We start from the raw sequence: 25972 nt of genomic DNA, 5'->3' as shown, positions 1-25972 counted from the left end.
GTGCGTGATGACCAAATATCCTAACACGTATCGCGCGCCTCCACTCTGGAGGCGCCCGGCCATTCAAGGTCTCTTGATGCAGGCCGCGCTCGTTCTCGGGTTAGTGGGAGCGACATGGTTCTTCGTCAGCAATGCGACGGTCAACCTCTCCAAGAGTTCGTTATCGATGGGCTTCGGCTTCCTTTCGGAGAACGCCTCGTTCGAAATGGGCGAGAATATGACCGGTTTCGTTGCCGGCGATACATTTCTCGACGCGCTTTATGCCGGCATCGCCAACACCTTTGCCGTCTCGATCCTCAGCATCGTCGCGGCCACGGTCCTCGGCATCCTCATTGGCATCATGCGCCTATCGTCAAATCCGGTCGCCCGCCTCCTTTCCGCCAGCTATGTCGAAGTCACCCGCAACATACCGCTCATCCTCCAGATGTTGTTCTGGTATGTGATAATCACTCGTTCCTTTCCGTTACCGCGCCAAGCCTTTCAGCCGGTCGAGGGTCTCTTCCTGAGCAATAGGGGTATCAATTTCCCCACCTTGCAACTGGATCGGCTGCATTCCTGGATTGTGGCGGGTCTAACGACGATGCTTGCCATTGTATTGGTGCTCCGTCGGCCGGCAAGAACATGGAAATCAGAGCAACTATCCGGCTTGCTGCGCGGCCCCAAGCTTGCGCTCGGGTTGCTGGTCACCATTCTGGTGTTGATCGCCACGACGGCGACTCTCAACGTTCCACGTATCGCCGGCTTTAACTTCAGCGGTGGGGCGTCGGTCACGCCAGAGTTCACAGCGGTGTTTTTCGGCCTAACGGTCTACACAGCGGCCTTTATCGCCGAGAACGTGCGAAGCGGTATTTTGGGCGTGCCGCTGGGTCAGCGCGAAGCAGCATCGGCGCTCGGCCTGCGTTCCGGGCCGATCATGTGGCTTATCATTCTACCACAAGCCTTGCGCGTGGTCATTCCACCACTTGCCAGTCAGTATCTCAATGTTGTCAAGAACAGCTCCTTGGCGGTCGCAATCGGATACCCGGACATCATACGTGTTGCGACCATCATTATCAGCGAGACCGGCAAGGCAATTGAAGTGATCGCAATGATCATGGCGATCTACCTGTCATTCAGCCTGATCATCTCATATCTGATGAATGTCTATAATCGCGCCATCTTGGCAAAGGGGGCTAGATGACGCGGGATCACGTCACGCCAGCGGCGCTGGCAACGGGCATGCGCCTGAAGAAGATCGGGCCCGGCCTATTCAAAGATCTATTTGGCTCGCCCACTAACGCCACGCTGACGCTGGTCTTCGGAGTGCTCATCGTGACGATCCTGCCAGCGTTTTTTCGCTGGGCAGTTCTCGACAGCACCTGGGGAAACGCCAGCTACGCAATCTGCGCGCAGGCTTCGGGCGCCTGCTGGGCCTTCATCAACGCCAAGGCACGCCTGATCATCTTCGGGCGCTATCCATACGAGGAGCAATGGAGAGCACTGCTCGCCATGGTGATATTCCTCGGTGCCATGGCGTTTACGGCCGATTGGCGCCGTTGGCGGCGCCCACACACTGGGCGGACGCTTGCCATTGTCTGGCTGGTCACGCTTCCGGCGTGCGCTGCGCTGATGGCCGGCGGCGTCCTCGGGCTGCCGTATGTCGAGATCGACCGGTGGAGCGGGCTGCCATTGACGCTGATGCTATCTGCATTCGGCATCCTTTTCGCGCTTTTGCTGTCGATCTTTCTGGCGCTCGGACGCCAATCTGAACTGCCGGTCGTGCGCTGGATTTGCGTTGCCTATATCGAGTTGATCCGCGGCGTGCCACTGATCAGTATCCTGTTCATGGCTTCGTTAATGTTGCCGATCATTCTTCCCGAAAAACTCGTGGTGTCGAAAATTCTACGCGCGCAGATTGCTTTCATCATGTTCTTCGCCGCCTATATGGCTGAAGTGCTGCGCGGCGGCCTGCAAGCAATCAGCAAGGGACAATACGATGCAGCGGACGCAATAGGCCTGACCTATTGGCAGAGTATGCGCAACATCATCCTGCCGCAGGTGTTCCGGCTGACCATTCCTTCGCTTGTTAATATTTTCATTGCGGCCTTCAAGGATACTTCTCTCGTCGTCATCATCAGTATGCATGACTTGTTAGGAACCACCAACGCGGCGATCACCGACCCGGAATGGCACGGAATATATGCCGAAGCTTACATCTTTACCGCAATGATTTACTTCATCTTCTGCGGCGGAATTTCCTGGTACAGCCAGAAGCTCGAGCGCCACCTTAAGTCCAGCGGAGCAAAGTCATGAGCGGATCGGATGCCACAGCCGCGGCGAAGACTCCAACTGTTACCTTCGAGAACGTACACAAACACTTCGGCGCTTTCCAGGTTCTCAACAACATCAACCTTACCATTGGACGCGGCGAACACATCGTGGTTTTTGGACCGTCCGGTTCAGGTAAGTCAACGCTGATCCGCTGCATCAATGGGTTGGAGCGTTTTCAGCAGGGCCGCATCAGGGTGGGCGATATCCCAGTCGACCATGGGCTCGGCACCATACCGATGGTCCGGCGCAAGGTCGGTATGGTGTTTCAGCAATTCAATTTGTTCCCGCATCTTCGTGTCGTCGAGAATTGCACGGTTGGGCTGATGATGACGCGTGGCCTGAGCGAGTCGCGAGCCCGTGAATTGGCGCTCGAGTTCCTCGCTAGGGTCAGGATTGCCGATCAGGCCCATAAATTTCCGAGAGAGCTTTCCGGTGGCCAGCAGCAGCGCGTCGCCATCGCGAGGGCGCTGTGCCTGCAACCCGAAGTCCTTCTATTTGACGAGCCGACATCGGCGCTCGATCCCGAAATGGTCAAGGAAGTGCTCGACGTCATGGAAGAGCTGGCAGAAAGCGGCATCACCATGATCTGTGTAACGCATGAAATGGGCTTTGCCCGCGCGGTGGCCGATCGGATGGTGTTCATGGACCGAGGGCGCATCCTGCATGACGAGCCGCCCGACGTGATCTTCGGCCAGCCTCGCACTGGACGGCTCAAGGAGTTTTTCAGTCACGTCTCTGGCGCTCATTGAGACTGACGGTGGCAGCCCTCGGCGCGGCATTTTTGCGCCCGAGCTAGGGCAAGCGATGACTGTTTCTGATAAAGCCGAAACTTGATACAGAGAGATATGGATGGATAAGGTTTACAGCCATGCGCGGGCAGCGCTTCCCGAACTGATCAAGGATGGCGTGACCATCATGGCGGGGGGCTTCGGGCTCTGCGGAATACCCGAGACGCTGATCGAGGCGGTCCGCGAATCGGGCGCAAAGGACCTCACCTTCATCTCCAACAATGCGGGGATCGACGGTGTGGGCCTCGGTCGGCTTCTGGAAACCCGCCAGATCCGGAAGATGATTTCCTCCTACGTGGGCGAGAACAAGCTTTTCGCGCAGCAATATCTCTCGGGAGAGCTCGAGCTCGAGTTCAATCCGCAGGGGACCCTTGCGGAGCGCATCCGTGCCGGCGGCGCGGGAATTCCGGCCTTCTACACCAAGACCGGCGTCGGCACCCTGATCGCGGAAGGCAAGGAAGTGCGCGAATTCAACGGCGAGATGTACGTGATGGAGCGCGGCCTCTTCGCCGATCTCGCTCTCGTCCATGCCTGGAAGGGCGACGCCGAGGGCAATCTTGTCTACCGGAAGACGGCCCGCAACTTCAATCCGATGATGGCGACCGCCGCGAAGATCACGATCGCAGAGGTCGAGCATCTGGTTCAGGTGGGCGAGATCGATCCGGACTGCATCCACACGCCAGGCATTTTCGTGAAGCGCATCGTGCATATGCCCAATCCGCAAAAACGCATCGAGCAGCGAACGACCCGCAAAAACCCTGAGGCGGCTATTCCGGCGGGCGCAGGGGAGGAGATCTGATGGCTTGGACCCGTGAACAGATGGCCGCTCGCGCGGCGAAGGAATTGCGCGACGGTTTCTATGTGAATCTCGGCATCGGCATACCGACCCTCGTGTCGAACTACATCCCGAAGGGGATGCGCGTGCAACTCCAGTCAGAGAACGGCATGCTCGGCATGGGGCCCTTCCCCTACGAGGGCGAGGAGGACCCGGACCTCATCAACGCCGGCAAGCAGACGATCACCGAGCTTCCGACGACGAGCTATTTCTCGAGCGCGGATTCCTTCGGCATGATCCGCGGCGGCCATATCGATCTGTCCATCCTGGGCGCCATGCAGGTGGCTCAAAGCGGCGATCTCGCCAACTGGATGATCCCCGGCAAGATGGTGAAGGGCATGGGCGGCGCCATGGATCTGGTCGCCGGCGTCAAGCGGGTCGTGGTGGTCATGGAGCATGTGGCCAGGGGCAAGGACGGCTCCGAGGATCCGAAGCTCCTGAAGGCCTGCACGCTGCCTCTGACGGGGACGGGTGTGGTCGACCTGGTGATCACGGATCTCGGCGTGTTCTCAATCGACAAGAAGGGCGGTACTGGCATGAGCCTGATCGAGCTGGCCGATGGCGTAACGCTCGATGAGATCAGCGCCAAGACGCACGCGGAGTTCCTCCTGATGCTGGGGGTGCCACGAGGGAACAATTACCCGCACATCTATGTCGGCGACGACCCAGCGGAGCGGAAAATCCCACCAGGTGAGGATACGCTCGGGTCTGTCCCGCTCTCCCGCGATATGGAACGGCTCTCCTAAAGTCGAATCAGATTGTCTCGCCGACGCAATATGCATTTGAGATTGCGTCGTCGAGCAAGCTGCTTGTCAAGGAACCGCAAAACGGAAGCACTTGCAGGGACGAAATGCAATTCTCCCTGTGACCTGATCCCTGGAAACTAGACCGACCAAAGTGGGAGTTTCAAGGCGATTGTTGAACCAGTCGACCCAGGTCAGCGTGGCGAACTCGACGGCCTCGAAGCTCCGCCAGGGTCCGCGCCGGTGGATGAGCTCCGCCTTGTAGAGGCCGTTGATCGTCTCGGCGAGCGCGTTGTCATGAGAATCGCCGACGCCGCCGACAGAGGGCTCGATACCGGCCTCGGCGAGGCGCCCGGCGTATCGAATGCTAACATGTCAAGTGCACTATTGGAATGCCATGATTGTCTGTCTGGTGTGCGTGATGCATGACCACACGTGCCGCACTCAGACGACCTTCTCCTGCGCCAGGGTCGAGTTCGTTTCTGAAATTGACTGAAATTCGTCCAGAAACGACGGTCGGTTCTTGCCCAGATATGCACGATCCGAACGTTGCTGAGGAGCTTCCCGAGATATCCCTTCACGACCATGAGCTGTAAGTGCTCGCGGCCGTAGGTGTCCTGGATGGAGCTCATCGATTACGGGGGCGCGCGCCAGTTCGCGATCGATCTTATCCATAGCCTCGGGCGTCACGCCCTTAACCTTCTTGACCTTGTCGCCGTCCACAAGTTTCGACTTCGGCGTTCCGGCCAACAGAGCAGGAGCGTTGCTGACCGAGCAGTTGTTCGCGTTGACCAGAAGCTCCTCGCGACAGATCGATCAGGCCATTCGACTGACCGGAATTGCGCTATGGGTTTGTCACCGTCCGAAATGCATTCGCCAGTTTCATGACCGCGATCTGGATCTCGGTGGGCGTGTAGGCGGCAAAGCCCATCAGGAAACCAGCTTCGGCATCGCCCGTGGCGTGAAGGGCCGACAATCCCAGAAGTTCGATGCCGACGCGCCGCCCTGCATCGACGACGACGCGTTCGGACAAGTCGCAGATCAGCCGGCAGGGCATCTGCAGCCCGCCGACGGGAATGCGCGGTTCGATAAAGTCCGACAGGTGCTTCTGGACAAGATCGGCAAGCGCATCCAGGCGCTGCGCATAGATGCCTCGCATGGTGCGGACATAGGCGCCGAAATGCCCACCTTCCATGAAACGGGCCAGCGTCAGTTGCGCCATCGGGGCGGAGTGACCGTCGATGAGCGTGCGCGCGACGGTCATCGACTCCACGAGTTGCGGCGGCAGCACCGCATACCCGATCCGCAGGCCTGGAAAGAGCGATTTGGTGAAAGTGCCGATGTAGATCGTCCGGTCATGGGGATCGAGCCCCTGTATGCATGCCGTTGGCTTGCCGACATAGTGGAATTCGCTGTCGTAGTCGTCCTCGATGATCCAGGCCTTATGTCGGGCCGCCCATTCGATCAGAGCCAGACGTCGTTCCAGGACCAGTGTCGCGCCGGTCGGAAATTGGTGGGACGGCGTCAGGGAAACGGCTTTCGTGTTGCGCGGCTCGGCCAGGATCTGTTCAACGACAATGCCTTGCCGGTCGACCCGGATCGGGATGCATTCCAGGCCTGCCGCATCGAACGTCTTGCGTGCGCCGTGATAGGCCGGGTCCTCTATGAAGATCCGGTCGCCGGGGTCGAGCAGCATGTTCGCACACAACATCATGGCCTGCTGCGAACTGGTCAGAATCAGCACCCGGTCGGCCGTGGCATGCGCGCCGCGCTCGAGGTTCACGTAGTCGGCGATGGCACGGCGCAGCGCTTCGGTTCCCTGAGGATCGCCGTGCGTCAGAACCTGAGTACCGACCTCCCTGCGCACCTGCCGCTCCAGCTTCTCCCAAAGCTGAAGCGGAAAGGTGCGGGTTTCCGGCACGCCAGGCGAGAACGGCCGAGGTGAAAGCGCTTCGCGCACGCCGCCACTGCTGAACATGGCGTTGCCGCGTTGGCTGAGTTTCGGAGCCTGACGGCGTAGCAGCGCATCCCGCCGAGACCGACGATGGCCGGGCGCAAACTCCGTCATCTGCGCCACGAAGCTGCCGCTCCCGACGCGGCGGTCGATAAAGCCTTCGGCATGCAGTTTGGCGTAGGCCGCTTCGATCGTATCGCGCGACACTCCCAGCGACGTGGCGAGCGCGCGCGAGGCGGGAAGGGGCTTTCCCGGCCCGAGCGCGCCATTGACGATCATTTGCCGGATGCCTCGCTGGATTCGTACATGAAGCGACATCGCCGCATGAGCGGGGTGGGCGATCCACGCTTTCACGGATTCCAGTTGGGAATGCCTGAACAAATGGTATGGCCTTCTTGAATGAAATGGGTGGGAATACCGGGCCATTGATCGGGTATGTGTCAATCCGGCTTGTCGGTTCCACGCCCCGACTTTCAGGAGATTTTTTAGGATCATGTCGCCCCGTTCTGTACCATCACCCATTCGCTTGAGCGACTTGACCCATCCAGCCGTCGCCGGCCTGATCTCCGTTATCGTCAACTATGGCGGCACCTTCATCCTCGTCTTTCAGGCGGCGAAGGTCGCCGGGCTAAGCCCGGAGTTCACTGCATCCTGGGTCTGGTCGGTTTCGATCGGCGTAGGGCTTACGGGGATTCTCTTGAGCTTGCGTTATCGCGAGCCGATCATCACGGCATGGTCGACGCCGGCGGCTGCCTTCCTCGTGACTGCGCTTGGCACCACGCCGTATGCCGAGGCCGTCGGCGCCTACATGATCTCGGCGGCGGCCTTCGTTGCGCTCGGGCTGTCAGGCTATTTCGAGAAGGTCATCCGCTTAATTCCGTCGGGTATCGCCTCAGGCCTGCTAGCCGGCATCCTGCTCCAATTCGGCATCGGCGCGTTCGGCGGCGCGAGCGTCGATCCGCTGCTCGTCAGCTTGCTGGTCATCGCTTATGTCCTGCTGAAGCGCTTCTCCGCGCGATATGCCGTAGTCGGCATCTTAGTTCTCGGACTGACCTTCCTCCTCGCGCAGGGCAGGGTCGATCTGTCGGGGCTGAAACTGGAATTCGCCGCTCCCGTTTTCACCATGCCGGAGTTTTCGCTGAACGCGTTCCTGTCCGTCGCGCTGCCGCTTTTCCTCATCACGCTGACCGGCCAGTACATGCCGGGGATGCTGGTGCTGCGAAACGACGGCTTCAAGACCAGCGCCAATCCGATCGTCACCGTGACGGGGCTAGGCTCCCTCGTCATGGCCCCGTTCGGATCCCATGCCTTTAACATCGCGGCGATCACAGCCGCGATCGCCACAGGCAAGGAGGCGCACGAAGACCCGTCGAAGCGCTGGATCGCAGGCATTGCTGCCGGGTGTTCCTATGTGCTCGTCGGGGTGTTCGGCGTCACGCTCGCCGCAGTTTTCATGGCCTTTCCAGCGACGTTCATCACCACGCTGGCCGGCCTTGCGCTGCTCGGCACGATCGGCGGCAGCCTTGCGGGAGCGATGGCCGATCCCACGTCCCGCGAAGCCGCGCTTATCACGTTCCTGGCCTCAGCCGCGAACATCAAGCTGATTGGCATCGGCGGGGCATTCTGGGGCCTTGTTATCGGGCTCGTCGCCTATCTCGTTCTGAACGGCGGCCTGCCGCGCAGTGAGCCGAAAGGGCTGACCAGAGCCGAGGCCGCCGCGAAATGATGGCCTCGCATCCACCCATCCCGTGTCGCACCGATGATGTTCTCCGTTTCGGGAGCGACACGGAAGACCTCGCCAAGCGAGAAGCGTGCAGCGCAGCTTCAGGGGAGAACGCTACGATCGTCTCCCTCTCTCTCGTGATGGGCACTGCTCCGGACTCATCTCAGATCCTTACGATAGATAATGAAGCCGGAACACAGAGCAACATCGTCGTAGAGCTTGCGTGCGAGTGCATTGCTTTCATGGGTTTGCCAATAGACGCGTCTAGCACCGGCTCGGCCTGCGTACTCGGAGACGCCCGCGATCAGCTTCCGGCCGACGCCTTTGCTCCGCGCAGCCTCGCTGGTGAATAGATCTTGGAGATAGCAGGTCGGTTCGATCATCGTGGTATTGCGGTGGAAGATGTAGTGCGTCAGACCGACGAGTTCACCGGCACGCTCAGCGACGAGAGCACGGACAGGTTCGTAGGAGTCAAAAAAACGCCCCCAGGTGCTCAAAGTGATGTCGTCGGCCAATGCCGTCTCGCCGGTTCGGCCGTAGAAGCTGTTATAGCCGTCCCAAAGCACCCGCCATTGCTCGAAATCGCGTCGCTCGACACTTCTGATCACGATACCCCACTCCATCACGCAGACCCTCCTTGCCTGTTCCACGGCTCGCCGGCGATAAGCTTCGTGGCGAGAAGCTCCGCCGCAACCGCAAGGAGACGCTCACCCTTCCCTGCCGAGGCGCGCCGGGCGTCGCCACGAACGCCGCTCGGGCAGAAGGCCTTGAAGGACGTCCAGAGCAGCAATGGATCGCTCAGCGGCGATGCATCGCCCTTGCTGTATCCGGGCTGAAAAGCCTCACTCAACCGCTGGGTCCGCACCAGATCAGGCCGTATGGCCATCATCATCGAGGTTTCGGCCTCACAGGCATGCTGCAGAATCAGTTGGTCTTCAAGTATCGCCTCCAGCGCACGCTGCTGATTGGGAAGGAGTGTGTACGTCGTGCTCGCCACAGCCAATTCTGTTTCCTGCGTTAGGGCATCCGTCAGCACATGCAGAGCGGAGATGTTTCCTCCATGGCCATTAACGAGCAGGACCTTGCGAAAGCCCGCGGTCTTGATCGACGTGACAATATCGCGGAGTAAGGCGTGATAGGTCGCCATGGAAACGCTGAAGCTTCCGCCAAATGCGACATGATGCTGAGCGAGCCCGATCCAGACCGTTGGGGCGATGAGGATCGGCCGATGATGCGAGACTAGACGGGCCATACGCTCGGCGACCGCCTCGGTCAGGATGGTGTCGCAGCCTGTCGGTAAATGCGGGCCGTGCTGCTCGGTGGAACTCAGCGGAAGGACGACGATCGCATCGCGTTGCGCGAGATTATTGAGATCCTCGGCCGTTCGCGCGGCCCAATGGAGATCAGATAGCATGACAGCCTCTTCGTGTAGATTCGGTGTCCTGGCTCCGGCATTGCCGTGCGCCAAGGCCGCTTGTATACGAGCGAACTGACCCGGTGAGCTCAGCCAATTCCAGAAACATGCCCAGGCCACTTTCACAGGTGCGGTCAACGAGCGATATCCTGTTGACCCTCTTGGAAACAGCCGCCCCTGCAGCGTCTTTGGCAGCGCGGCTGCAACATGCCGTGCGTTCTCTGGTGCTGGAGGGACACGCCGTAGGTGGAGCGCGACTGCCGTCGAGCCGGGCGCTGGCAAAGCAAGCCGGCCTTGCCCGCGAAACCGTCGATGCTGCCTATCATCAGCTCGAACTCGAGGGGTTTGTCGTGCGAAGGCAGGGAAGCGGCACCTTCGTCGCGCCTCGCGGCACTGCTCCCACCGGGCTCTGTCACCGCGCGCGCGCGAAAGGCGGCGGGATCGCGGGGCTTTCCGAACGTGGGCATGCGCTCACGGCAGGTGGTGGCGTCGTCGAGCGCGACAGGCCGATGCCTTTCTCTTTGCTCCCGGATGTAGAAGCCTTTCCGCTGCAAAGCTGGCAGCGCATCGCCGCACGCGCGGTTCGCACGAAATCGCGCACGGAACTGCTGTACGCAGAAGCGCAAGGATATTTGCCCCTGCGTGAGGAAATCGCGCACTACCTCGCAGCCTGCCGCGGGATCGCCGTCAGTCCCAGGCAGATTCTCGTCCTCAGCAGTTCTCAGCAAGCCCTCGGCTTGATAGCGAAGCTTGTCGCCTCGCCCGGAGACCTGATCGCCCTCGAGGATCCCGGCTACTACGGTGCACAGATGGCGTTCCGAAGCGCCGGCGCCACTCTGCTCCCTATATCGATCGACGACGAAGGACTCGTGATCGAGCAACTCGCGAAGGCAGAGGGGCAGGTTCGCGCCGTCTACGTTACACCGTCGAACCAATATCCACTTGGTGTCACCATGTCGCTCGACAGGAGGCTATCACTGCTCGACTGGTCGGAGAGGAACGGCTCCTGGATTATCGAAGACGATTACGACAGCGAATTCCGTTATGATGGGAGGCCTATCGCCTCGCTCCAGAGTTTGAATGCGCGGGGCAATGTCCTGTACGTCGGCACCATGACCAAAGTGCTGTTTCCGGGGCTTCGGATCGCTTATCTCGTCGTGCCGGAGCACTTGGCAGCAGCCTTCGTCACCGGGCGTTCGCTGATCGACGGTTCCGCCGCCAAGCTCAATCAGGTGGTGCTGGCCGAATTCATGAGGGAGGGACATTTCACCGCCCATACCCGGCGGATGCGGCAGATATACCAGGCACGCCGCGATTTGTTCGTCGCAGCATTCGAGCGCCATCTAGGCTCCTTTGCGGCCTGCAATGTGCCGCGGGCGGGACTCCACGTCACCGCGCGGTTGAAGTACGCGCGCGACGAGGCAGAAACGCTCGCCATCGCGGAACGTTCAGGAATTGCTCTGCGAGGCCTCGGCCGGCTGACACTCGGCTCCATGCCAATCGGAGGTTGGCTCATGGGCTTCGCCTCCCGGTCCCCACAAGACATGGAAGATGCATTGATGCATTTTGCAAAGGCCCTACAGAAGCATAACTGAAGTCCCGTCACCTCGCGAGGTGAACCAACGCAAACTAGGTGAAGGCAAATCGATACCTCAACATGCAGGACCTTTGAGAGCACAAGAAAACCGCCCTCAAACAGGCTGCATGACCATCGTCACCGCAACCACCTTTGTGCAACTTGACGCACAAAACCCGTCTCCTCGAGCCGTCATAGCCGCGCGCCAAGTCGACGCTCGACTGGCAGAGTACGGCAAGCCCCGAATATGCTCACCGAGAAAATCGCGCACGCATGCAGACTATCACGACTGATTGTGTGCAGGGCTCTGCGTGAAAAGTCAGGCGCGAGGGCTGGATTCGCTCAATAATTCGACATCGGAAACGGCCTGCTATTCAGTCATCGGAGGCCTACGTCTTTTGTTTGTACATTCCCGCCGGCCTTGAAACGGTCTTTGACGGCGACGAGTTTCTAATCATAGTGTGGTCTGTTCTTAGTGCAGAATTTGCTGGAGGAAGTCGCGCGTACGTTGTTCTTTAGGGTTACTGAAGAATTCCGCCGGTCCCCCGCTCTCAATAATTCGCCCACGGTCCATGAACACGATCCGATCCGCTACCTTCCTCGCGAAGTTCATCTCGTGCGTCACGCACAGCATTGTCATCCCCTCCGCGGCCAGATCTGTCATTGTCTCCAGCACCTCATGCACCATCTCCGGGTCGAGCGCAGATGTCGGCTCGTCGAAAAGCATGATCTTCGGGCGCATGCAAAGCGACCGGGCGATCGCCACGCGCTGTTGCTGGCCACCGGAAAGCTGGCCCGGATACTTGTTCGCCTGCTCGGGGATCTTGACCCGCTTCAGGTAGTGCATGGCGATCTCTTCCGCGTCCTTCTTGAGCATCTTCTCCACCCAGATGGGAGCGAGCGTGCAGTTCTCGAGAACCGTAAGGTGCGGGAAGAGGTTGAAATGCTGGAATACCATTCCGACTTCGCGGCGAACTTCCTCAATCGCAGCCGAATTGTCACTGAGTTCCACGCCGTCGACAACTATGCGACCCACTTGATGCTGTTCCAAGTGATTGATACAGCGAATAAGAGTTGATTTGCCGGACCCTGACGGGCCGCAAATGATCACCTTTTCACCGCGGGCTACCGTCAGATCAATCTGACTCAGTACTTGGAAATTACCGTAGCGCTTTCCAACGCCGATAAGCTCAACTATGGGTTGGCGAGGCGGCGCGGACGCTCCGGCCCGTGCAAAGTTGGTGAGTTCCATAAATCGTGCTCCGCTCAATTAGGCCCATGATCCGGCATCGGCCCGTCGGCCACCTGTGACCGGATTTACTTGGGGAAATCTGTAGTCGGGTGTGTTGAGGGCGGCGATCATGTCCTCCGCTTAACCCTGCTCGAGGATCCGCCCCGCGCTCATGAAGACCACTCGATCGGCTATATATGCGGGCAAAGCCAATCTCCATGGATGACAACCGCCATGGTCATTCCGCTTTCCGCTAACTTGCACATGAGCTGGAGACTTCGTTGACCCGGGATCGATGGCCGGAAACGATTGCCAGCCGGCGCTAGGGCCGCAGCTATCCAAGGCTACGTTGTTCATGGAGTTATGTGATCACATTTTGAATTTACAGGCAAGCCGGTTTTTGGTTTCCAGACAAGTCGCATTTTGCCTTTATGGTACTGGCGAAAATGCCCATAAAATCGCACTTTAGCAACTATTTTTCTCTTAACACGATCTTTCACGTCGCGCGGTTTGATTTCGACTATTGTCTGATGCGCCCGTTGGCGTAATGTGTGATCACATCTTGCAATGAGGCGATGAGCGATCCAAGCTTAGGGTCATCGCAGAATCTTGCCGGGATCCACCGTAGGCCGCTTGAGGAGGGGTGAGCGACGATTCCGCATCGGACGGAAGTACCCAATGAATGGCTCGGTGGGCCAGATATTAGTCCGCGTTGAAGCTGCTGTGCTCCCAGCCGAGCGGTGCGATATGGGCCGAGAACTCATCCGGCAGATGCTCGCCACCGGCGCGGCGCTCTCCAACGGCTCGACCGAGATACTGTGTTGCACAGGATGATGGTCGCGATCGTCAGGTCGAGCCCAGAAGCGCGGTAGCGCTGGTCTCAAACGTCCGGTCCCGGAGTTCGCCATGGCGATGGTAGAACAGAGCTTGAGCCAAAGCCCTACGAGCCTCGCCTTTGTTAAGGCCGGCATTGGTGCGCCAGCGCAGGGCTGGGTCCAAGATCCAGTCCTGCGCGAACAGCGTTCGTTCCAACCGACCTATGTCGCGTAGAACTTGCGCGAGAGCGTTCTGGCGTTGATAGGCGGCGAGTCGACGCATCAGCGTCGAGGGTGCAGCAGTGCCTGCCCAGATTGAGCCCGTCATCCGCAGGACTTCGTCCCAATTCTCCTTGATGCAGTGGAGGTTGATTGAACCTCCAATCATCGCGCCGACGCTGCCGCAAGCAGTCCGGTCGCCGGCGTCCGGTCCCCGATCACACCACCTTCTTGCGACCGCAGCGTCGGCCTGACCGTCGCCAAGGCGGTGGGAACAGCAACTGGTCCAGTGACCGTGGTGATCGACCCCACTGGCCTGAAGGTGTTCGAGGCCGGCGAATGGCAGCGCGAGAAGCATGGAGGCTAAGGGCTCCGGACCTGGCGCAAGTTACGCCTTGCCGCTGACCCGGATATCGGTGAAATCCTTGCTTCAAAGACGGCGGTGCCTCGCTGGTCGGACCGCTGCTTGATCAAATCTCATACCCGATTCGGTCACGGCCGACGGCGCGTACTCCCGTGTACCGCATCATCGCCCAGCGGGACCCTGCCGCCGCCGTGATCATCCCACCGCGATCAACGGCAGTGCTGCGCGACAATGCGCGCGAAAGATGTCGCTAGCGCGTGCGGAGATCACGCGCCATCTAATCGTTGGAACGCTCCGGCCCTTAGATTAGCCCGCGCGCTCTAAAGATGGTCTGATAAATATCTCGAACAACCGATTGCTTATTCATGTTATAAGCGTTGGCAGTGTCCACGCCGTCTGCTGCGATCGATTTTGCATCAGCGTATCGTTGCCTATCGTCTGGATGCGCGCGCAGCCAATCCCGAAATAAGACATGGCGAATATGCTCAGGGCAATTTCGTCCGAACACGTGGAGATTTACGCGCGGCTCCGCCAAACGCAGCATTCGGTGCTGGTACCAGGACGGCTCTCGTATGGTCAGCTTGTAGCCAATCCGAGATAGTGTTGGTACATAATCAGTCTCACGACTTGGATCCTCAACGATCAAATCAATATCGATAACTGGCTTGGCAGGAAGCCCAGGCACGGCCGTAGAGCCGACATGCTCAATTTTCACAGAAAAATCAGCAAGCGCCGTCTCAATATTCTTTTGTTGTTTATTGAATTCCTGGACCCAGAGCGGCGAATATTTTTCTACGACGATATTTTCGATGGTCGGGGAGCCTGAAACCCAAGGGTTTTCATTAGGATCGCCCTCTTCAAATACAATAATTTCCTTGTCCAATTGCAAGATATTCACCTCAACTAACTCGACAGGTTTCCACGGTGCATGGTCAGCTCACTCTCCGCCTGGGTTTATCAGCCAGGCGGTGTATCGACCAGCACGACATGTCAGCCCTGGTTGCATTGGAGCGATCCGTGCAAAGGGGGGGCCTCCTGCCGGTCCGCTGCGGGCGGTCTTCCATCGAGCGCCAGACGGGTTCGTCAAACGGGTGCTGGATGGTCGGCGAACGATCCGCTGTTGTTTGGTGGTCTAAGCCGGTTCCATACGACTGCAGCAGCCAACGTCGCCGAAGTGGCGGTCGTGGCGCTGCGCCACCCGCAAACGCGCGTTCTGAAAATTGCCGACCCGACCGCACCGACCGGGACTGGATTCGTCGATGGTTGCAGTTGAAGTTTCCAGTGTCATTGTCCATTTGTAACAAGATAGGAGAAACAAATTGAGGGTCTTTGACATGGCGGCCACTGCTTCAGCCGGTACTCAGCGTCGCCGCGGTCGCGCCAGCCACTTCGGAGATGCTTCATCCAAGGCAACCTCCGCAGGCAGCCGCCGGACAGAGCTGGGGTCGAGCGATGACCTCGTCCAGGCTTTTGTCCTTCGGACGGGCAGGGCTCTTGAGCGGATAGCTCAGCGCATGCCGCGCGATCGCCTTTTGGCTGCCGTAGGAGCGTCCACCGACACCGACGTTCTCTTCAGCTCGCTGCGTGAGGCTGCGGCAATTGGCGCGGAGATACAGTTGGAACGGCCTGATCCCCTGACCGAGGCGCTGCTGCGCGGGGCAGAGATGAAACGCAACATGCTGAAGGGCGAGGGCGGGGCGCTTTCTGCTCAGCAGCTCGCTGACCATCTTGGCATCACGCCGCAGGGGCTCGGTCGCAAGCGAGAGCGGAACCAGGTATTCTGGTTGGACATCGGCGACGGCTACGTCTATCCGGCCTTCCAGATCGGCAAAACTGGCCTGCTGCGCGGCATCCGTGAGGTTTTGAACGCATTCACCGTCGATGATCCCTGGATGCGCGTAAACTTCATGCTGACGGGTGACGCTCGGCTCGGAAGCGAGAGGCCGATCGATCTGCTCCGCCAGGGGGAGATTGACGACGTGGTGGTAGCGGCCGCGGCTTACGGCGAACATGGCGCTGCCTAAGCCTGGGCCTATGCCGCCAGCCGATTTTTCCAACTGCGACCTTCCCGCCGAGATCATCGACGCCGGAGCGCGGCTAAAGCGGATCCATCGCAGCAACCTCAGTCCGACCTTCTTCGGCGCAACCGGCGGCAATCGCTTCGACGATCCGAGCAAGACCTATGGGGTCTGCTATCTTGCGACAACGATCGAGGGCGCTTTCGCGGAGACTTGCCTGCGCACCGTAGGCGCGCGCTTTGTAGCGCTGACGTTTCTCGAGGAGCGGTGCTTCGCTGAAATCATAGTCACCGCACCCCTGAGGCTAGTCTCCTTTCATGGTCCGGGTCTGGCTCAACTTGGTGCAACAGGCGCGGTGACGAGCGGCCCTCATAGCGTCGCCCAGCTCTGGTCTCGCGCCGTCTACGATCATCCCTCAACGCCGGATGGCGTCACCTATCGCTCGAACCATGACAATGGAGAACTTTGCGTGGCTCTCTTCGATCGCACCGCAGCTCATCTGAAGGAGGACGGATCCGAGCCGATCATGAACAACCGCGCGAGACTCGCAGCACTGCTTGGAAGGTACAAGGTCGGGATCGGCTGAGCGCGAATTCGCCTACCCCGCCAAACTCTGATTTGGGCGACCCGGAACACACCGTTGGGCCAAACGACGACCAATCGGGCTTAACAATAGAGACCTGTGACACGTCTGATACCGCACGGGTTGTTGCAGCAGCTTGGAAATATCTCAGTCACCATGAATATCAGAACCGCTTCTCTGGCGGCACGAGCCCGCGCGTGATGATCGCGATGGCGCTGGCCTGCCAAGCCGAACCTCCCGATCGCCGACGAGCCGCCTACCGCGCTCGATGTGGCGACCCAAGCGCAGATCCTCGAGTTGATCAGGCGCTGCAGGATGAGGAAGGCATGTCCGTCCTCTTCATCACCTACTATGGGAGTCGTCGCCAAAATCGCCGACAGCACCGTGGCGGTGTACAACGGAGAGCTGCCGCCGAAGATATCTTCGCCGGGCCGCAGAAACTCTATACCTAGTCGCTGTTCTCGGCGGTGCCGAAACTCGGCTCGATGGAAGCGCACAGCAGCCCCATGCGCTTCCCCATCGTCGACCGCGCGACCGGCAAATCCGATGTACCGACGGCGGTACCCGATGCCGACCGCCGAAACCCTCGTGTGCCAACTGCCGAATTGGTTCGATAGTTACAACCGGCTTCATCCGCGCAAGGCGCTCGGAAGTGCTCGTTTGGTTCACGGGTCTCGAGCATAGTGACGACTTTGCTGCCCAACCTCAACAGGAAGCCTGCCTTAAACGAGCTCCGGCGTGATGTTCTCGTCGAGCGGCCAAATGGGGCGCCTGAGACGCTGATACGGAAGCTTCGTGGGGTTGAGCGGACAGATGCCGCCGCTATCGACGAATATCAGTGCTCGCGAAAACTCCTCAAGATCGACACGAAAATGATTCATCCCCTTGCAGCCAACGACGTCGAACTGCTCGAAGGCAATCCCAAAGAGCTGGAATTGCTGACGCTCCTCCGTCTGATTCGGATAAGTGCAGACGATTACGTCGATGCCATCAATCTGTAGCAGTGCACTAGGCCCCAGTGAGGCGGCTGTCCCGCGAAAATAGGCTCCCTTTCGGATATATTTTCCATCCGAGAGCGCTCGCACCACACCGGACACGTGCAATGGGCCGCCGCCTTTGTCCGGATTTACTCTGCCGCCCAAAGCGAGCGTGACTCGCGCGCCGATACCCGCATCCTGCGCTATAGCAACGGCGGCCGGGTCGGCGATGCTGAAGAATGCAGCGTTCTTGAGCCCGGCCCGCAGCATATGTCCGAGAAGGGCCGTAGCATCGCCATTCGCGCCGCCGCCAGGATTGTCTGTGTAATCAACCAAGACGACCGGCCCCGTTCCCGCGGGAATTTGTTCAAAGGCATGCAGGGCCTCGTCGAGCCCAAGAAGATGCACGCTGCGCGTCGCGCGGGTGTCCCAGATGAACCGAGACAATTCCTGGCCGATCGAATCCGCGATCGCGCCACCGCCGGACGTCGTGATCGTGGCGCTCGGCCCGGCTTCCGCGATATCGGAGTACATGTATCCCGCCTGTAGGCTGATCGCCAGGATGTCGGGGTTCTCAGCTTCCAACTCCGCGGCTCGCCGCAGTGCATCGACCATGGGGCCTTGCCCCGTGAGGGTGCGACCCCCGTCAAGGCCACCGAGTACGGGCGGCCTCGCCAAGTGGACTCGCGGCGAGAGCTTTTCGTCGATGATACGACACAGCACGCCCAAGGCGCGTCGGGTCGTCTCATACTGGTCGACATGAGGGGTTGTGCGATACGCGACGATGGCTGAGGCGGCGTCAGCCATCGCTTGCGTAACATTGCCGTGGGGATCCAGTGTGACTACGATGGGAACGCGAGGTCCGACGATACGGCGCGCACGCGAAATGAGTTCTCCTTCGCAGTCCTCATAGTCTTCCGAGACCAACGCGCCATGCAGCATCAGCAGGACCGCGTCTACCGGCGCGTCCGTGGTCAAAGGGGCGAGGATTGTTGCTGCAAGGCTTTCGAAGGCCGTTTGAGAAAGCGTACCGAACGGGACCGCGTGAGCATGGAGCGGGCTAATGACCGTCCAGTCACGTTCCTCCGCCATCTCAAAGACAGCTCCCCAGTCTGTCCGTGTATCGCGATAGGTTTGGACGATGGCGTCCCCCTCCAGATAAGCCGTGGCATGGTAGGCCGCCAGCTCCGTTTTCCGGGCGTTGAACGTATTAGTCTCCTGCTGCCAGAAGGCGGCAACGAGGTTAAAGGTCATGTACGCTTCTCCAATAGAAAAAAGAAATAACTGCTACTTCGATCCCAGCCGTCGAACTGGAGGGATCACAGCGGGCTCCTGGCGACCGCCCTGCCGACCGCAGATTTCCAACCAAAGTCGAAAGATTATAGTGAATCGAGTTCTCTTTCGAGAGTCGACCAAGGCAGCCCGCTTTTCGGCAAGGCCAATTTACTGTCGGAATTTCTGTAGGAATACATTGCGGCATCCAGTTTGGATGAAGAAGGAGCGAGTGCGAAAAACGCGCGACCATCATTTGTGATCACATATTTTGATGGAGATCAAGCTGGCCGTTTGCAGCGGCGACCCGAGAATCTGCTCTAGCAACCACTTGAACGCGCGTCTCCAGTGGTCCCGGATAAAATTAGACAGATGCATGAGAGGGCAAAGCGGGGGCTTGCTCGAATTTAGGCCGATTTGAACTGGAATTTTCCATATGCCTGCCAGGGCGGGGGGCGGGAGAGTCGATGAAGAAGTAGAAGTTCACAGGGGCGCGCAGATTGCGTTCGTGCTGAAGCAGGTGGTGGACGGCGCCCCGGTTGCGGAGGTTTTCGGAAGGTCGGGATCTCGGACGCCGCCTTTTGTTGATTGGTGGAAGGATCATACCGGCCTGCCGTCGGAGGTGAGGCGGTTGCGACGGCTGGAAGAGGTGAGCGCCAAGCTCAAGCGGATCGTGTCGAATCTGCCGCTGGACAAGGTGGTGCTCCGGGATGTTCTGGAAAAAATGGAGCTCTGAGGCCTGCGCGCAAACGGGGGCTGGTCGACAGTGTTCGCAGCGATTGGAAGGTCTCGAACAGGCGCGCCTGCGCCTCCCTTCGGATCGATCGCGCGCTTTACATTGGCGCCACGCGAACGGCATAGGGCAGCGCGGTCATAATCATTTGTTCGGATTGAAACTCGTGATCACATGTTGCATTATTTTGAGATTCCATTGTAGCGTTATCCAGGTTCATGAGGGGCAAGAGGTGCGGATATGTCGGTAGCGCAGCCTATTCGGTGAATAGTGACCTCAAGTCGGCGCTTGGCCATGCGCGCATTGACTAAGCGACGACCGCGCAGCGAGGCGCTCCACAAAGAGGCCGCCGCCGTTCTTCCTGGCGGCAATACGCGGTCCACGACGCCGGCTTGTATCTGGCACGCCGAGGCATGATCGCGCTTAGCTTGCCGGTGACCGATATGCATTTGCAGAAATTTGCCAGCGCGATCTCGGAGTTTGTGAAACTCAGGGCGCCACTACTGCGGGAGATCAGGATATGATGCATCGACGTCGCTTCATTGCCACGGCTGCCGGCCTTGTCGGGGCCAGCGCCATGCCTGGGCGCCCGCGGGCTGCGGACCCTCGTGTCCTTCGCTTCGTGCCGCATGCGAACCTGACGGCGCTCGACCCAATATGGACGAACGCCTCGGTGACTGTGCTCCATGGCATGACGGTGTTCGATACGCTCTATGGCGCGGACGAGTTCGGTGCCATCATGCCACAGATGGCCGAAGGGCACACGGTCTCAGATGACGGACGGACTTGGACAATCAAGCTGCGCGACGGACTGCGTTGGCATGACAATACGCCTGTCCTGGCGAGGGATTGCTCGGCAAGTTTGCGGCGCTGGTCGAAGCGGGACTCGTTTGGCGGCCTGCTTGCAACTGTTGTAGAAGAATGGGGGACGGCAGACGACAGGACTATTAGTATCAAGCTGAAACGCCCATTTCCGTCTTTATTGGAAGCTTTGGGAAAGCCATCTACAGCTTACACGTTTATGATGCCAGAGAGAATTGCAAGCACCGATCCGTTCAGGCAAATTACGGAGATAATCGGCTCAGGCCCCTTCCGATTTGTCGCGAGTGAATACGTTTCGGGTAGCCGGGTCGTGTATTCTCGCTTCAACGAATACGTGCCACGGCAGGAGGCGCCGTCGGGGACGAGCGGCGGCAAGGTAGTCAATTTTGATCGCGTCGAGTGGCATATCATTCCTGATCCGAGCACCGCGGCAGCAGCGTTGCAGGCAGGTGAGGTCGATTGGTGGGATCAGGTTGCACCTGATCTTATTCCGCTGCTGCAGGGGCGAGCAGGCGTCTCGGTCGGCGTAAACGATCCGAACGGTTATGTTGGAACATTGCGGTTCAACACGCTTCACCCACCTTTCGACAACCCCGCGATTCGGCGCGCGGTTTTAATTGCCGCTAATCAAGACGATTACTTGCGGGTCATCACTGGCAACGAACCGGGCTTGTTCAGCGAATGCCATAGCATGTGGCCTTGTGGGACATCATATGGTTCCGACGTCGGCCCGAAGAAGCCGGACATCGCAGCTGCCAAGAAGATGCTTATTGAGGCCGGCTACAAGGGTGAGAAGGTTGTTATTATCAACCCCAGCGATCTGCCGTCGCTCGGCCCTTTTGGCGACGTTACTGAAGACCTTTTGAGAAAGCTTGGAATGAACGTCGAGATGGTCGCAACGGATTGGGGCTCGGTCGTTCAGCGGCGCACCAGCAAAGAGCCGGTCGAGAAGGGCGGTTGGAGCATTTTTCATACCTGGTGGCCGGTCGCTTCGGTCAGCAATCCAGCGATCAACGTAACCCTTCGGGGCCTCGGCCATTCGGGTTGGTTCGGATGGTACAAAAACGAAAGAGTCGAACAACTCGTAGCCCAATGGCTCGACGCTTCCACCGAGTTGAGCAAGAAGCAGATATCCGCCGCGATCGAAGAGGAGTCTTACAAGGAAGCTCCTATCGTTCCGCTTGGGCGATACTTTATCAGAACCGCTTATCGGTCGAATCTCACCGGTTTCGTGCGCAGCAGTCAGAATCTGCCTTGGGGTGTAAAACGTAATTAGACTACGCCGAGGCGATGCTCTGCTGTCCTGTATGAAAAGGGTGAGAACATGGTGCGACTGAATCGTGAAGCAATGAGAGTCAAGGCGCATACCGTGCTGGGCCTCGTCGATCCGTTCGAGCTTGGCTCCATACATCTGCTCTGGAACATTACAGCTCCCGCGCGCCGTCACGAGCCGCTCGAGGAGCCTATCGATACGGGGCGCTATTGGGACTAGCTCAATAACGAGATCAAGAATCCTGCGAACACCACCCAAAGGATGTTGCGGTTGCAACGCGGGCTGTCGCTTAAGTCATTGGGAACGGTGGAAAGACGTTTGTTGAACTAACTATCGGTGGCCTGGAACCGGATCCCTACTTATTGCGGCGGAACGAAGCGGCTTGGCCGACGATTCCAAATCAGCACGCTTTACGCGCCTACCCGAAAGGGCCGGGCTTGAGACGATCTCGGTATCCAATCGGCTGCGCTAAAGACGGAGAATATCTATTGTATTCGGCGATAATCGAACGCTCACAATTATGTATAAGATGACTAATCTATAAAGTTTATCTAAGTCATATATTTTATATATTCCAGATAGCCGAATTTATTTGAAGGGTTTGATTTAATTAAACTTCACCAGAATCCAACTATGGCAGATGGAAGTCAATCGTGATAGCGTTCATCTTTAGGCGAATTCTGACTACGATACCAGTGATGGGCTTTGTCGCCCTGTTCGTATTCTCGCTGCTCTATATTGCGCCTGGGGACCCCGCCGCCGTTATCGCCGGTGACCAGGCCTCGCCCGCCGATGTCGAGCGCATGCGTGCTAGCCTGGGTCTTGACCAACCCTATCTCGTACGCTTTTGCGAATGGCTGTTCCGGGTGCTGCAGGGCGATCTCGGCACTTCAATCTTCACGTCCCTACCGGTGTCCCAACTCATTCGACAGCGCATTGAGCCGACAGTGTCGCTGATGGTGCTAACGCTAATACTGGCCGTTGTGATCGCGGTTCCGCTTGGCGTCGTCGCGGCTTGGAGAGCCGGCAGCTGGATCGACCGCGCGGTAGTCGCCTTTGCCGTCTTCGGCTTCTCCGTCCCGGTCTTCGTCGTCGGCTATCTGCTCGCCTATGTTTTTGCGCTCAGACTGGAATGGCTGCCCGTCCAAGGCTATACGCCGCTTGCTCAGGGCTTCTGGCCATGGTTGCGGAACCTGATCCTCCCCTCAATCGCGCTCGGTTCCGTCTACATTGCGCTGATCGCGCGGATTACCCGAGCGACGATGATGGAAGTGCTGCAGCAAGATTATGTCCGCACGGCGCAGGCCAAGGGGCTTGACGAGACGGCTGTGCTTTACATCCACGCGCTGAAGAATGCGGCCGTCCCGATCGTCACCATCATCGGCATAGGCGTCGCGCTGTTGATCGGCGGTGCGGTTGTCACGGAGAGCGTCTTCGCCATTCCAGGCCTCGGGAGACTGACGCTCGATGCGATCTTGCAGCGCGACTATCCCGTTATCCAGGGCGTCGTGCTGATCTTCTCTTTCGTTTACGTGCTGGTGAATCTGGCCGTTGACTTGATCTATACCGTTGTCGATCCGAGGATCAGCTATTGACCAACGCACCCTCCTCTCTCGCTGTAACGCCCCCTGTAGCAAGTAAAACTTCCCCCAAGCGGCGATCTTATTGGCGCAAGCATCTCTCAGTCACGATCGGGGGGGGGCTGGTGCTGTTGATGATCTCGATCGCTATCCTCGCGCCCCTGCTGTGGACGGTCGACCCGACGGCGATTTCGCCGGCCCGCCGCACCCGCGCGCCATCTGAGTTGTACTGGTTTGGCACCGATATGCTCGGCCGCGATGTCTATGCGCGCGTCATCTATGGCGCGCGCGTCTCGCTCGTCGTTGGTTTCAGCGTGGCAATCTTGGCTTCCGTCATTGGCCTAGCCGTCGGTCTTTTTGCTGGCTTCGTGCGCTGGGCAGATGGCATCGTCATGCGCATAATCGACGGCATGATGTCGATCCCTCCGATCCTGCTCGCCATCGCCTTGATGGCACTGACGCGTGGCTCGGTCGGCAACGTCGTCATCGCAATAACCATTGCGGAAATTCCACGGGTCGCACGGCTGATCCGAGGTGTCGTGCTCTCCTTGCGGGAGCAGCCCTATGTCGAGGCTGCCGTGTCACAGGGCGCACGCGTGCCGCGCATAATCATCCGCCACATCCTGCCCAACACGATCGCGCCGATGATGGTGCAGGCGACCTATATCTGCGCCAGCGCCATGATCGTCGAGGCAATCTTGTCCTTCATCGGCGCGGGCGTCCCTCCCTCCACGCCGTCCTGGGGCAATATCATGGCCGAGGGCAGATCGCTCTGGCAGGTCCGCCCGCAAATCATCTTCTTCCCGGCCCTGTTCCTGTCCATCACCGTCCTGGCGGTCAACCTGCTTGGCGACGGCCTGCGAGACTCGCTCGATCCAAGGCTCGCCAAGAGCCTGTAGCAGGGAGGTGCTGGCCAATGGCTGGACAACGACAAACGGGTTGAGCGGATCTGGCGACGCGAGGGGCTGAAGGTTCCGGCCCGACAACCCAATCGCGGCCGTCTCTGGCTCGCGGACGGATCCTGCATCCGCCTGCGCGCCCGCCCACTTTGCAGAGGGCGGGCTCACGTTCAAGGCAAACGTGCCTGAAAGTTCTCAAATGCAAACCATCACGCCGAATTCGCGGAACGTCCCCACCATTCGCATCGAAGCGGGTATCCGTGCCGAGCTTCTGGACCGTGCACTGGACCTTTACTGGCAGGCGTTTTCACGCAAACTCCTCGTGCCGCTCGGGCCCGCGCCTCAGGCGCGTGGCCTGCTGCGCCGCTGCATTCAGCCCGCGCAGGCGTTCACGGCCATTGCCGGCGACGGTCAGCTTATTGGCATCGTGACTTTCAAAACCGACCAAGAGGGAGGGCTTGCCGTCACACATGATGATTTGCGCAAAAGCTATGGTCCGGTCGGCGGCATCTGGCGCGGGCTTCTACTCAATGCGCTCGACAGCAGCGCGAGTGTCGATGAAATGATGATCGAAAGTATTTGTGTGGACGAGAGCGCCCGTGGGAAGGGGGTTGGACAAGCTTTGATGGCGGGCGTGATCAGCTTCGCTCGCGAAGCTGGCAAACGTGCGCTTACTCTGGATGTAGTCGATAGCAACGAGGGCGCAAGGAGACTGTATCAGAACCTCGGCTTTCGCCCGGTCGAACGGGTGTCTCTTGGCCTGCTCGCGCCGGTATTCGGCTTTCACCGTGCGACCAGGATGGCGCTGACGCTTTAACCTCCGCCTCTGCCGATTTCAGCGGCGGAACAGCCGACGTCAACGAAAGAATATCCATGTCAAATCAGCACCAGAAACCGGTCATCCTCGTGACCGGCGCCACCGGTCAAGTCCGTGGAACGATCGTCCGTCTGTTGGCGGCACGCACCGATCTGGAAATGGTTCTAGCCGTTCGTTCACCGGAGGAGGCTGCCCATTTCGGCTTGCCTGTCGTCGAGATGGACTTTGACCGCCCGAAAACCCGGCTGCCCGCATTTGAGGGCGTCGACGGGGCGTTCTTGATGACCGGATATACCATCGACATGCTGCGCCAGAGCAAATCCCTCATCGACGATGCCAAGAAGGCAGGCGTCAAGCATATCGTCCACCTGGGTGCTCGCGATCCCGACGACACCAGGCCTGCCGAATTTTGCCCGCGTGGCAGAGCCAAGCTGTGTGGCGCGCGGTCGATCAGGAGGGCTATATTCTGGATGAGATCGTCCAGATTCGGTCTCGAAGAAGAGGACGGCGCCGTTTGCCGCCGTCTCTTCAGGAAACCCCGAATTTCCCGCGTTCAACGTACACCGACCACGCATTGCGTCAGGACATCATGCTAAAAAATGCTCTGCTGAATCAACGCTATGCGGTATTTGTCCTTGCCATGCTCGCTCTTGTCGCTTCGCTTGCCGGGGGGCTTGCCTATAGCGGGTGGCTGCTTGTCCCGACGGTGGTTGCGGGCGCGCTGGTCCTTCTGGGCGTTCATGATATGCGCCAGCACAAGCATTCGATTCTGCGCAACTATCCAGTGATCGGGCATCTGCGCTTTCTGATGGAAAGCATCCGGCCGGAAATCCGGCAATACATCATCGAAAGCGACCATGACGAAGTTCCGTTCAGCCGGCAGGACCGCGCCCTGGTCTACCGGCGCGCCAAGGGCGACGAGGACAAGCTGCCTTTTGGCACCTCTGAGAACGTCTACGGTTCCGGCTATGCGTGGTTGACCCATTCGGCCGCGCCGACGGCCATTGTCGACACCGATTTTCGCGT

The 25972-nt window shown here is 59.1% G+C and carries 22 protein-coding genes and 5 pseudogenes; 19 read left to right on the top strand and 8 right to left on the bottom strand.

Annotated features, from left to right (window positions below; all coding sequences use genetic code 11):
* Positions 1-7: 7 nt before the first annotated feature.
* From AB4099_RS32985 to AB4099_RS32965, 5 genes and pseudogenes are all read left to right on the top strand, one after another.
* On the top strand, positions 8-1180 hold the full coding sequence (locus AB4099_RS32985; protein ID WP_441481181.1) for an amino acid ABC transporter permease: 1173 nt from the start codon (positions 8-10) through the stop codon (positions 1178-1180).
* Complete coding sequence (locus AB4099_RS32980) at positions 1177-2292, top strand: amino acid ABC transporter permease (RefSeq protein ID WP_441481180.1); 1116 nt, start codon at positions 1177-1179, stop codon at positions 2290-2292. The genes AB4099_RS32985 and AB4099_RS32980 overlap by 4 nt, the downstream gene beginning before the upstream one ends.
* On the top strand, positions 2289-3059 hold the full coding sequence (locus AB4099_RS32975) for an amino acid ABC transporter ATP-binding protein (protein WP_441481179.1): 771 nt from the start codon (positions 2289-2291) through the stop codon (positions 3057-3059). The genes AB4099_RS32980 and AB4099_RS32975 overlap by 4 nt, the downstream gene beginning before the upstream one ends.
* A gap of 100 nt (positions 3060-3159) precedes the next feature.
* Complete coding sequence (locus AB4099_RS32970) at positions 3160-3897, top strand: CoA transferase subunit A (protein WP_441481178.1); 738 nt, start codon at positions 3160-3162, stop codon at positions 3895-3897.
* A pseudogene (locus tag AB4099_RS32965) lies at positions 3897-4550 on the top strand (3-oxoacid CoA-transferase subunit B); the annotation flags it as partial. The gene AB4099_RS32970 and the pseudogene AB4099_RS32965, both read left to right, overlap by 1 nt.
* A gap of 195 nt (positions 4551-4745) precedes the next feature.
* Here the strand turns inward: AB4099_RS32965 and AB4099_RS32960 are convergent.
* A pseudogene (locus tag AB4099_RS32960) lies at positions 4746-5051 on the bottom strand (integrase core domain-containing protein); the annotation flags it as partial.
* A 469-nt stretch (positions 5052-5520) separates the two neighbouring features.
* Positions 5521-7011, bottom strand: a complete 1491-nt coding sequence (gene pdxR, locus AB4099_RS32955) for a MocR-like pyridoxine biosynthesis transcription factor PdxR (protein WP_441481200.1) — start codon at positions 7009-7011, stop codon at positions 5521-5523.
* Positions 7012-7123: 112 nt separating this feature from the next.
* On the opposite strand from pdxR (AB4099_RS32955), the gene AB4099_RS32950 reads away from it, so the two are divergent.
* Positions 7124-8356, top strand: coding sequence for a benzoate/H(+) symporter BenE family transporter (locus AB4099_RS32950; protein WP_441481177.1), 1233 nt, complete (start codon positions 7124-7126; stop codon positions 8354-8356).
* 155 nt (positions 8357-8511) lie between these two features.
* Here AB4099_RS32950 and AB4099_RS32945 read toward each other — a convergent pair whose 3' ends face one another.
* Complete coding sequence (locus tag AB4099_RS32945) at positions 8512-8976, bottom strand: GNAT family N-acetyltransferase (RefSeq protein ID WP_441481176.1); 465 nt, start codon at positions 8974-8976, stop codon at positions 8512-8514.
* Positions 8976-9767, bottom strand: a complete 792-nt coding sequence (locus AB4099_RS32940) for a creatininase family protein (RefSeq protein WP_441481175.1) — start codon at positions 9765-9767, stop codon at positions 8976-8978. Before AB4099_RS32940 ends, AB4099_RS32945 begins: the two co-directional genes overlap by 1 nt.
* 152 nt (positions 9768-9919) lie before the next feature.
* On the opposite strand from AB4099_RS32940, the gene pdxR (AB4099_RS32935) reads away from it, so the two are divergent.
* Positions 9920-11362: a MocR-like pyridoxine biosynthesis transcription factor PdxR gene (pdxR, locus tag AB4099_RS32935; protein WP_441481174.1), complete on the top strand. Its 1443-nt coding sequence runs from the start codon at positions 9920-9922 to the stop codon at positions 11360-11362.
* Between the two features lie 453 nt (positions 11363-11815).
* On the opposite strand, the gene AB4099_RS32930 is transcribed toward pdxR (AB4099_RS32935), so the two are convergent.
* The 3 genes from AB4099_RS32930 to AB4099_RS32920 all read right to left on the bottom strand — a co-directional run bounded on the left by AB4099_RS32930 (position 11816) and on the right by AB4099_RS32920 (position 14861).
* Positions 11816-12595 (bottom strand): amino acid ABC transporter ATP-binding protein, encoded by a 780-nt coding sequence (locus AB4099_RS32930; protein ID WP_441481173.1) that lies wholly within the window; start codon positions 12593-12595, stop codon positions 11816-11818.
* A gap of 825 nt (positions 12596-13420) precedes the next feature.
* On the bottom strand, positions 13421-13966 hold the full coding sequence (locus tag AB4099_RS32925) for a Tn3 family transposase (RefSeq protein ID WP_441481172.1): 546 nt from the start codon (positions 13964-13966) through the stop codon (positions 13421-13423).
* A 307-nt stretch (positions 13967-14273) separates the two neighbouring features.
* Positions 14274-14861, bottom strand: a complete 588-nt coding sequence (locus AB4099_RS32920; protein WP_441481171.1) for a GrpB family protein — start codon at positions 14859-14861, stop codon at positions 14274-14276.
* Positions 14862-15486: 625 nt separating this feature from the next.
* Between AB4099_RS32920 and AB4099_RS32915 the strand changes: the two genes are divergently transcribed.
* From AB4099_RS32915 to AB4099_RS32905, 3 genes and pseudogenes are all read left to right on the top strand, one after another.
* The gene (locus AB4099_RS32915; protein WP_441481170.1) at positions 15487-15996 is read left to right on the top strand and encodes a hypothetical protein; all 510 of its coding nucleotides are present in this window, start codon (positions 15487-15489) and stop codon (positions 15994-15996) included.
* Positions 15997-16006: 10 nt separating this feature from the next.
* Positions 16007-16576 (top strand): RES family NAD+ phosphorylase, encoded by a 570-nt coding sequence (locus AB4099_RS32910; protein WP_441481169.1) that lies wholly within the window; start codon positions 16007-16009, stop codon positions 16574-16576.
* 89 nt (positions 16577-16665) lie between these two features.
* Positions 16666-17142 (top strand): annotated as a pseudogene (locus AB4099_RS32905) (glutathione ABC transporter ATP-binding protein GsiA); the annotation flags it as partial.
* 153 nt (positions 17143-17295) lie between these two features.
* Here AB4099_RS32905 and AB4099_RS32900 read toward each other — a convergent pair.
* Positions 17296-18804, bottom strand: a complete 1509-nt coding sequence (locus AB4099_RS32900) for a M81 family metallopeptidase (protein ID WP_441481168.1) — start codon at positions 18802-18804, stop codon at positions 17296-17298.
* 526 nt (positions 18805-19330) lie between these two features.
* Between AB4099_RS32900 and AB4099_RS32895 the strand changes: the two genes are divergently transcribed.
* From AB4099_RS32895 to AB4099_RS32855, 9 genes and pseudogenes are all read left to right on the top strand, one after another.
* Entirely contained in the window at positions 19331-19558 is a 228-nt protein-coding gene (locus AB4099_RS32895; protein ID WP_441481167.1) for a hypothetical protein, read from the top strand.
* Positions 19559-20075: 517 nt separating this feature from the next.
* Entirely contained in the window at positions 20076-21653 is a 1578-nt protein-coding gene (locus AB4099_RS32890) for an ABC transporter substrate-binding protein (RefSeq protein ID WP_441481166.1), read from the top strand.
* 72 nt (positions 21654-21725) lie between these two features.
* On the top strand, positions 21726-21869 hold the full coding sequence (locus AB4099_RS32885; protein ID WP_441481165.1) for a hypothetical protein: 144 nt from the start codon (positions 21726-21728) through the stop codon (positions 21867-21869).
* Between the two features lie 434 nt (positions 21870-22303).
* Positions 22304-23245, top strand: coding sequence for an ABC transporter permease (locus tag AB4099_RS32880; protein ID WP_441481164.1), 942 nt, complete (start codon positions 22304-22306; stop codon positions 23243-23245).
* Positions 23242-24129 (top strand): ABC transporter permease, encoded by an 888-nt coding sequence (locus AB4099_RS32875; protein ID WP_441481163.1) that lies wholly within the window; start codon positions 23242-23244, stop codon positions 24127-24129. The genes AB4099_RS32880 and AB4099_RS32875 overlap by 4 nt, the downstream gene beginning before the upstream one ends.
* A gap of 18 nt (positions 24130-24147) precedes the next feature.
* A pseudogene (locus AB4099_RS32870) lies at positions 24148-24267 on the top strand (IS3 family transposase); the annotation flags it as partial.
* A 61-nt stretch (positions 24268-24328) separates the two neighbouring features.
* Positions 24329-24946 carry a GNAT family N-acetyltransferase gene (locus AB4099_RS32865; RefSeq protein WP_441481162.1) on the top strand — a complete coding sequence of 206 codons (618 nt, stop codon included), beginning with the start codon at positions 24329-24331 and terminating at the stop codon, positions 24944-24946.
* Between the two features lie 56 nt (positions 24947-25002).
* A complete protein-coding gene (locus tag AB4099_RS32860; protein WP_441481161.1) occupies positions 25003-25542 on the top strand; it encodes an NAD(P)H-binding protein in 540 nt (179 codons plus the stop codon).
* Positions 25521-25972: pseudogene (locus AB4099_RS32855) on the top strand (FMN-binding glutamate synthase family protein); the annotation flags it as partial. The gene AB4099_RS32860 and the pseudogene AB4099_RS32855, both read left to right, overlap by 22 nt.

The organism is Allobosea sp. 2KB_26, from assembly GCF_052115715.1.
Classification (GTDB): domain Bacteria; phylum Pseudomonadota; class Alphaproteobacteria; order Rhizobiales; family Beijerinckiaceae; genus Allobosea.
The sequence above is the reverse complement of the archived record's forward strand: the minus strand, read 5'-3'. Positions and strand labels throughout refer to the sequence as shown.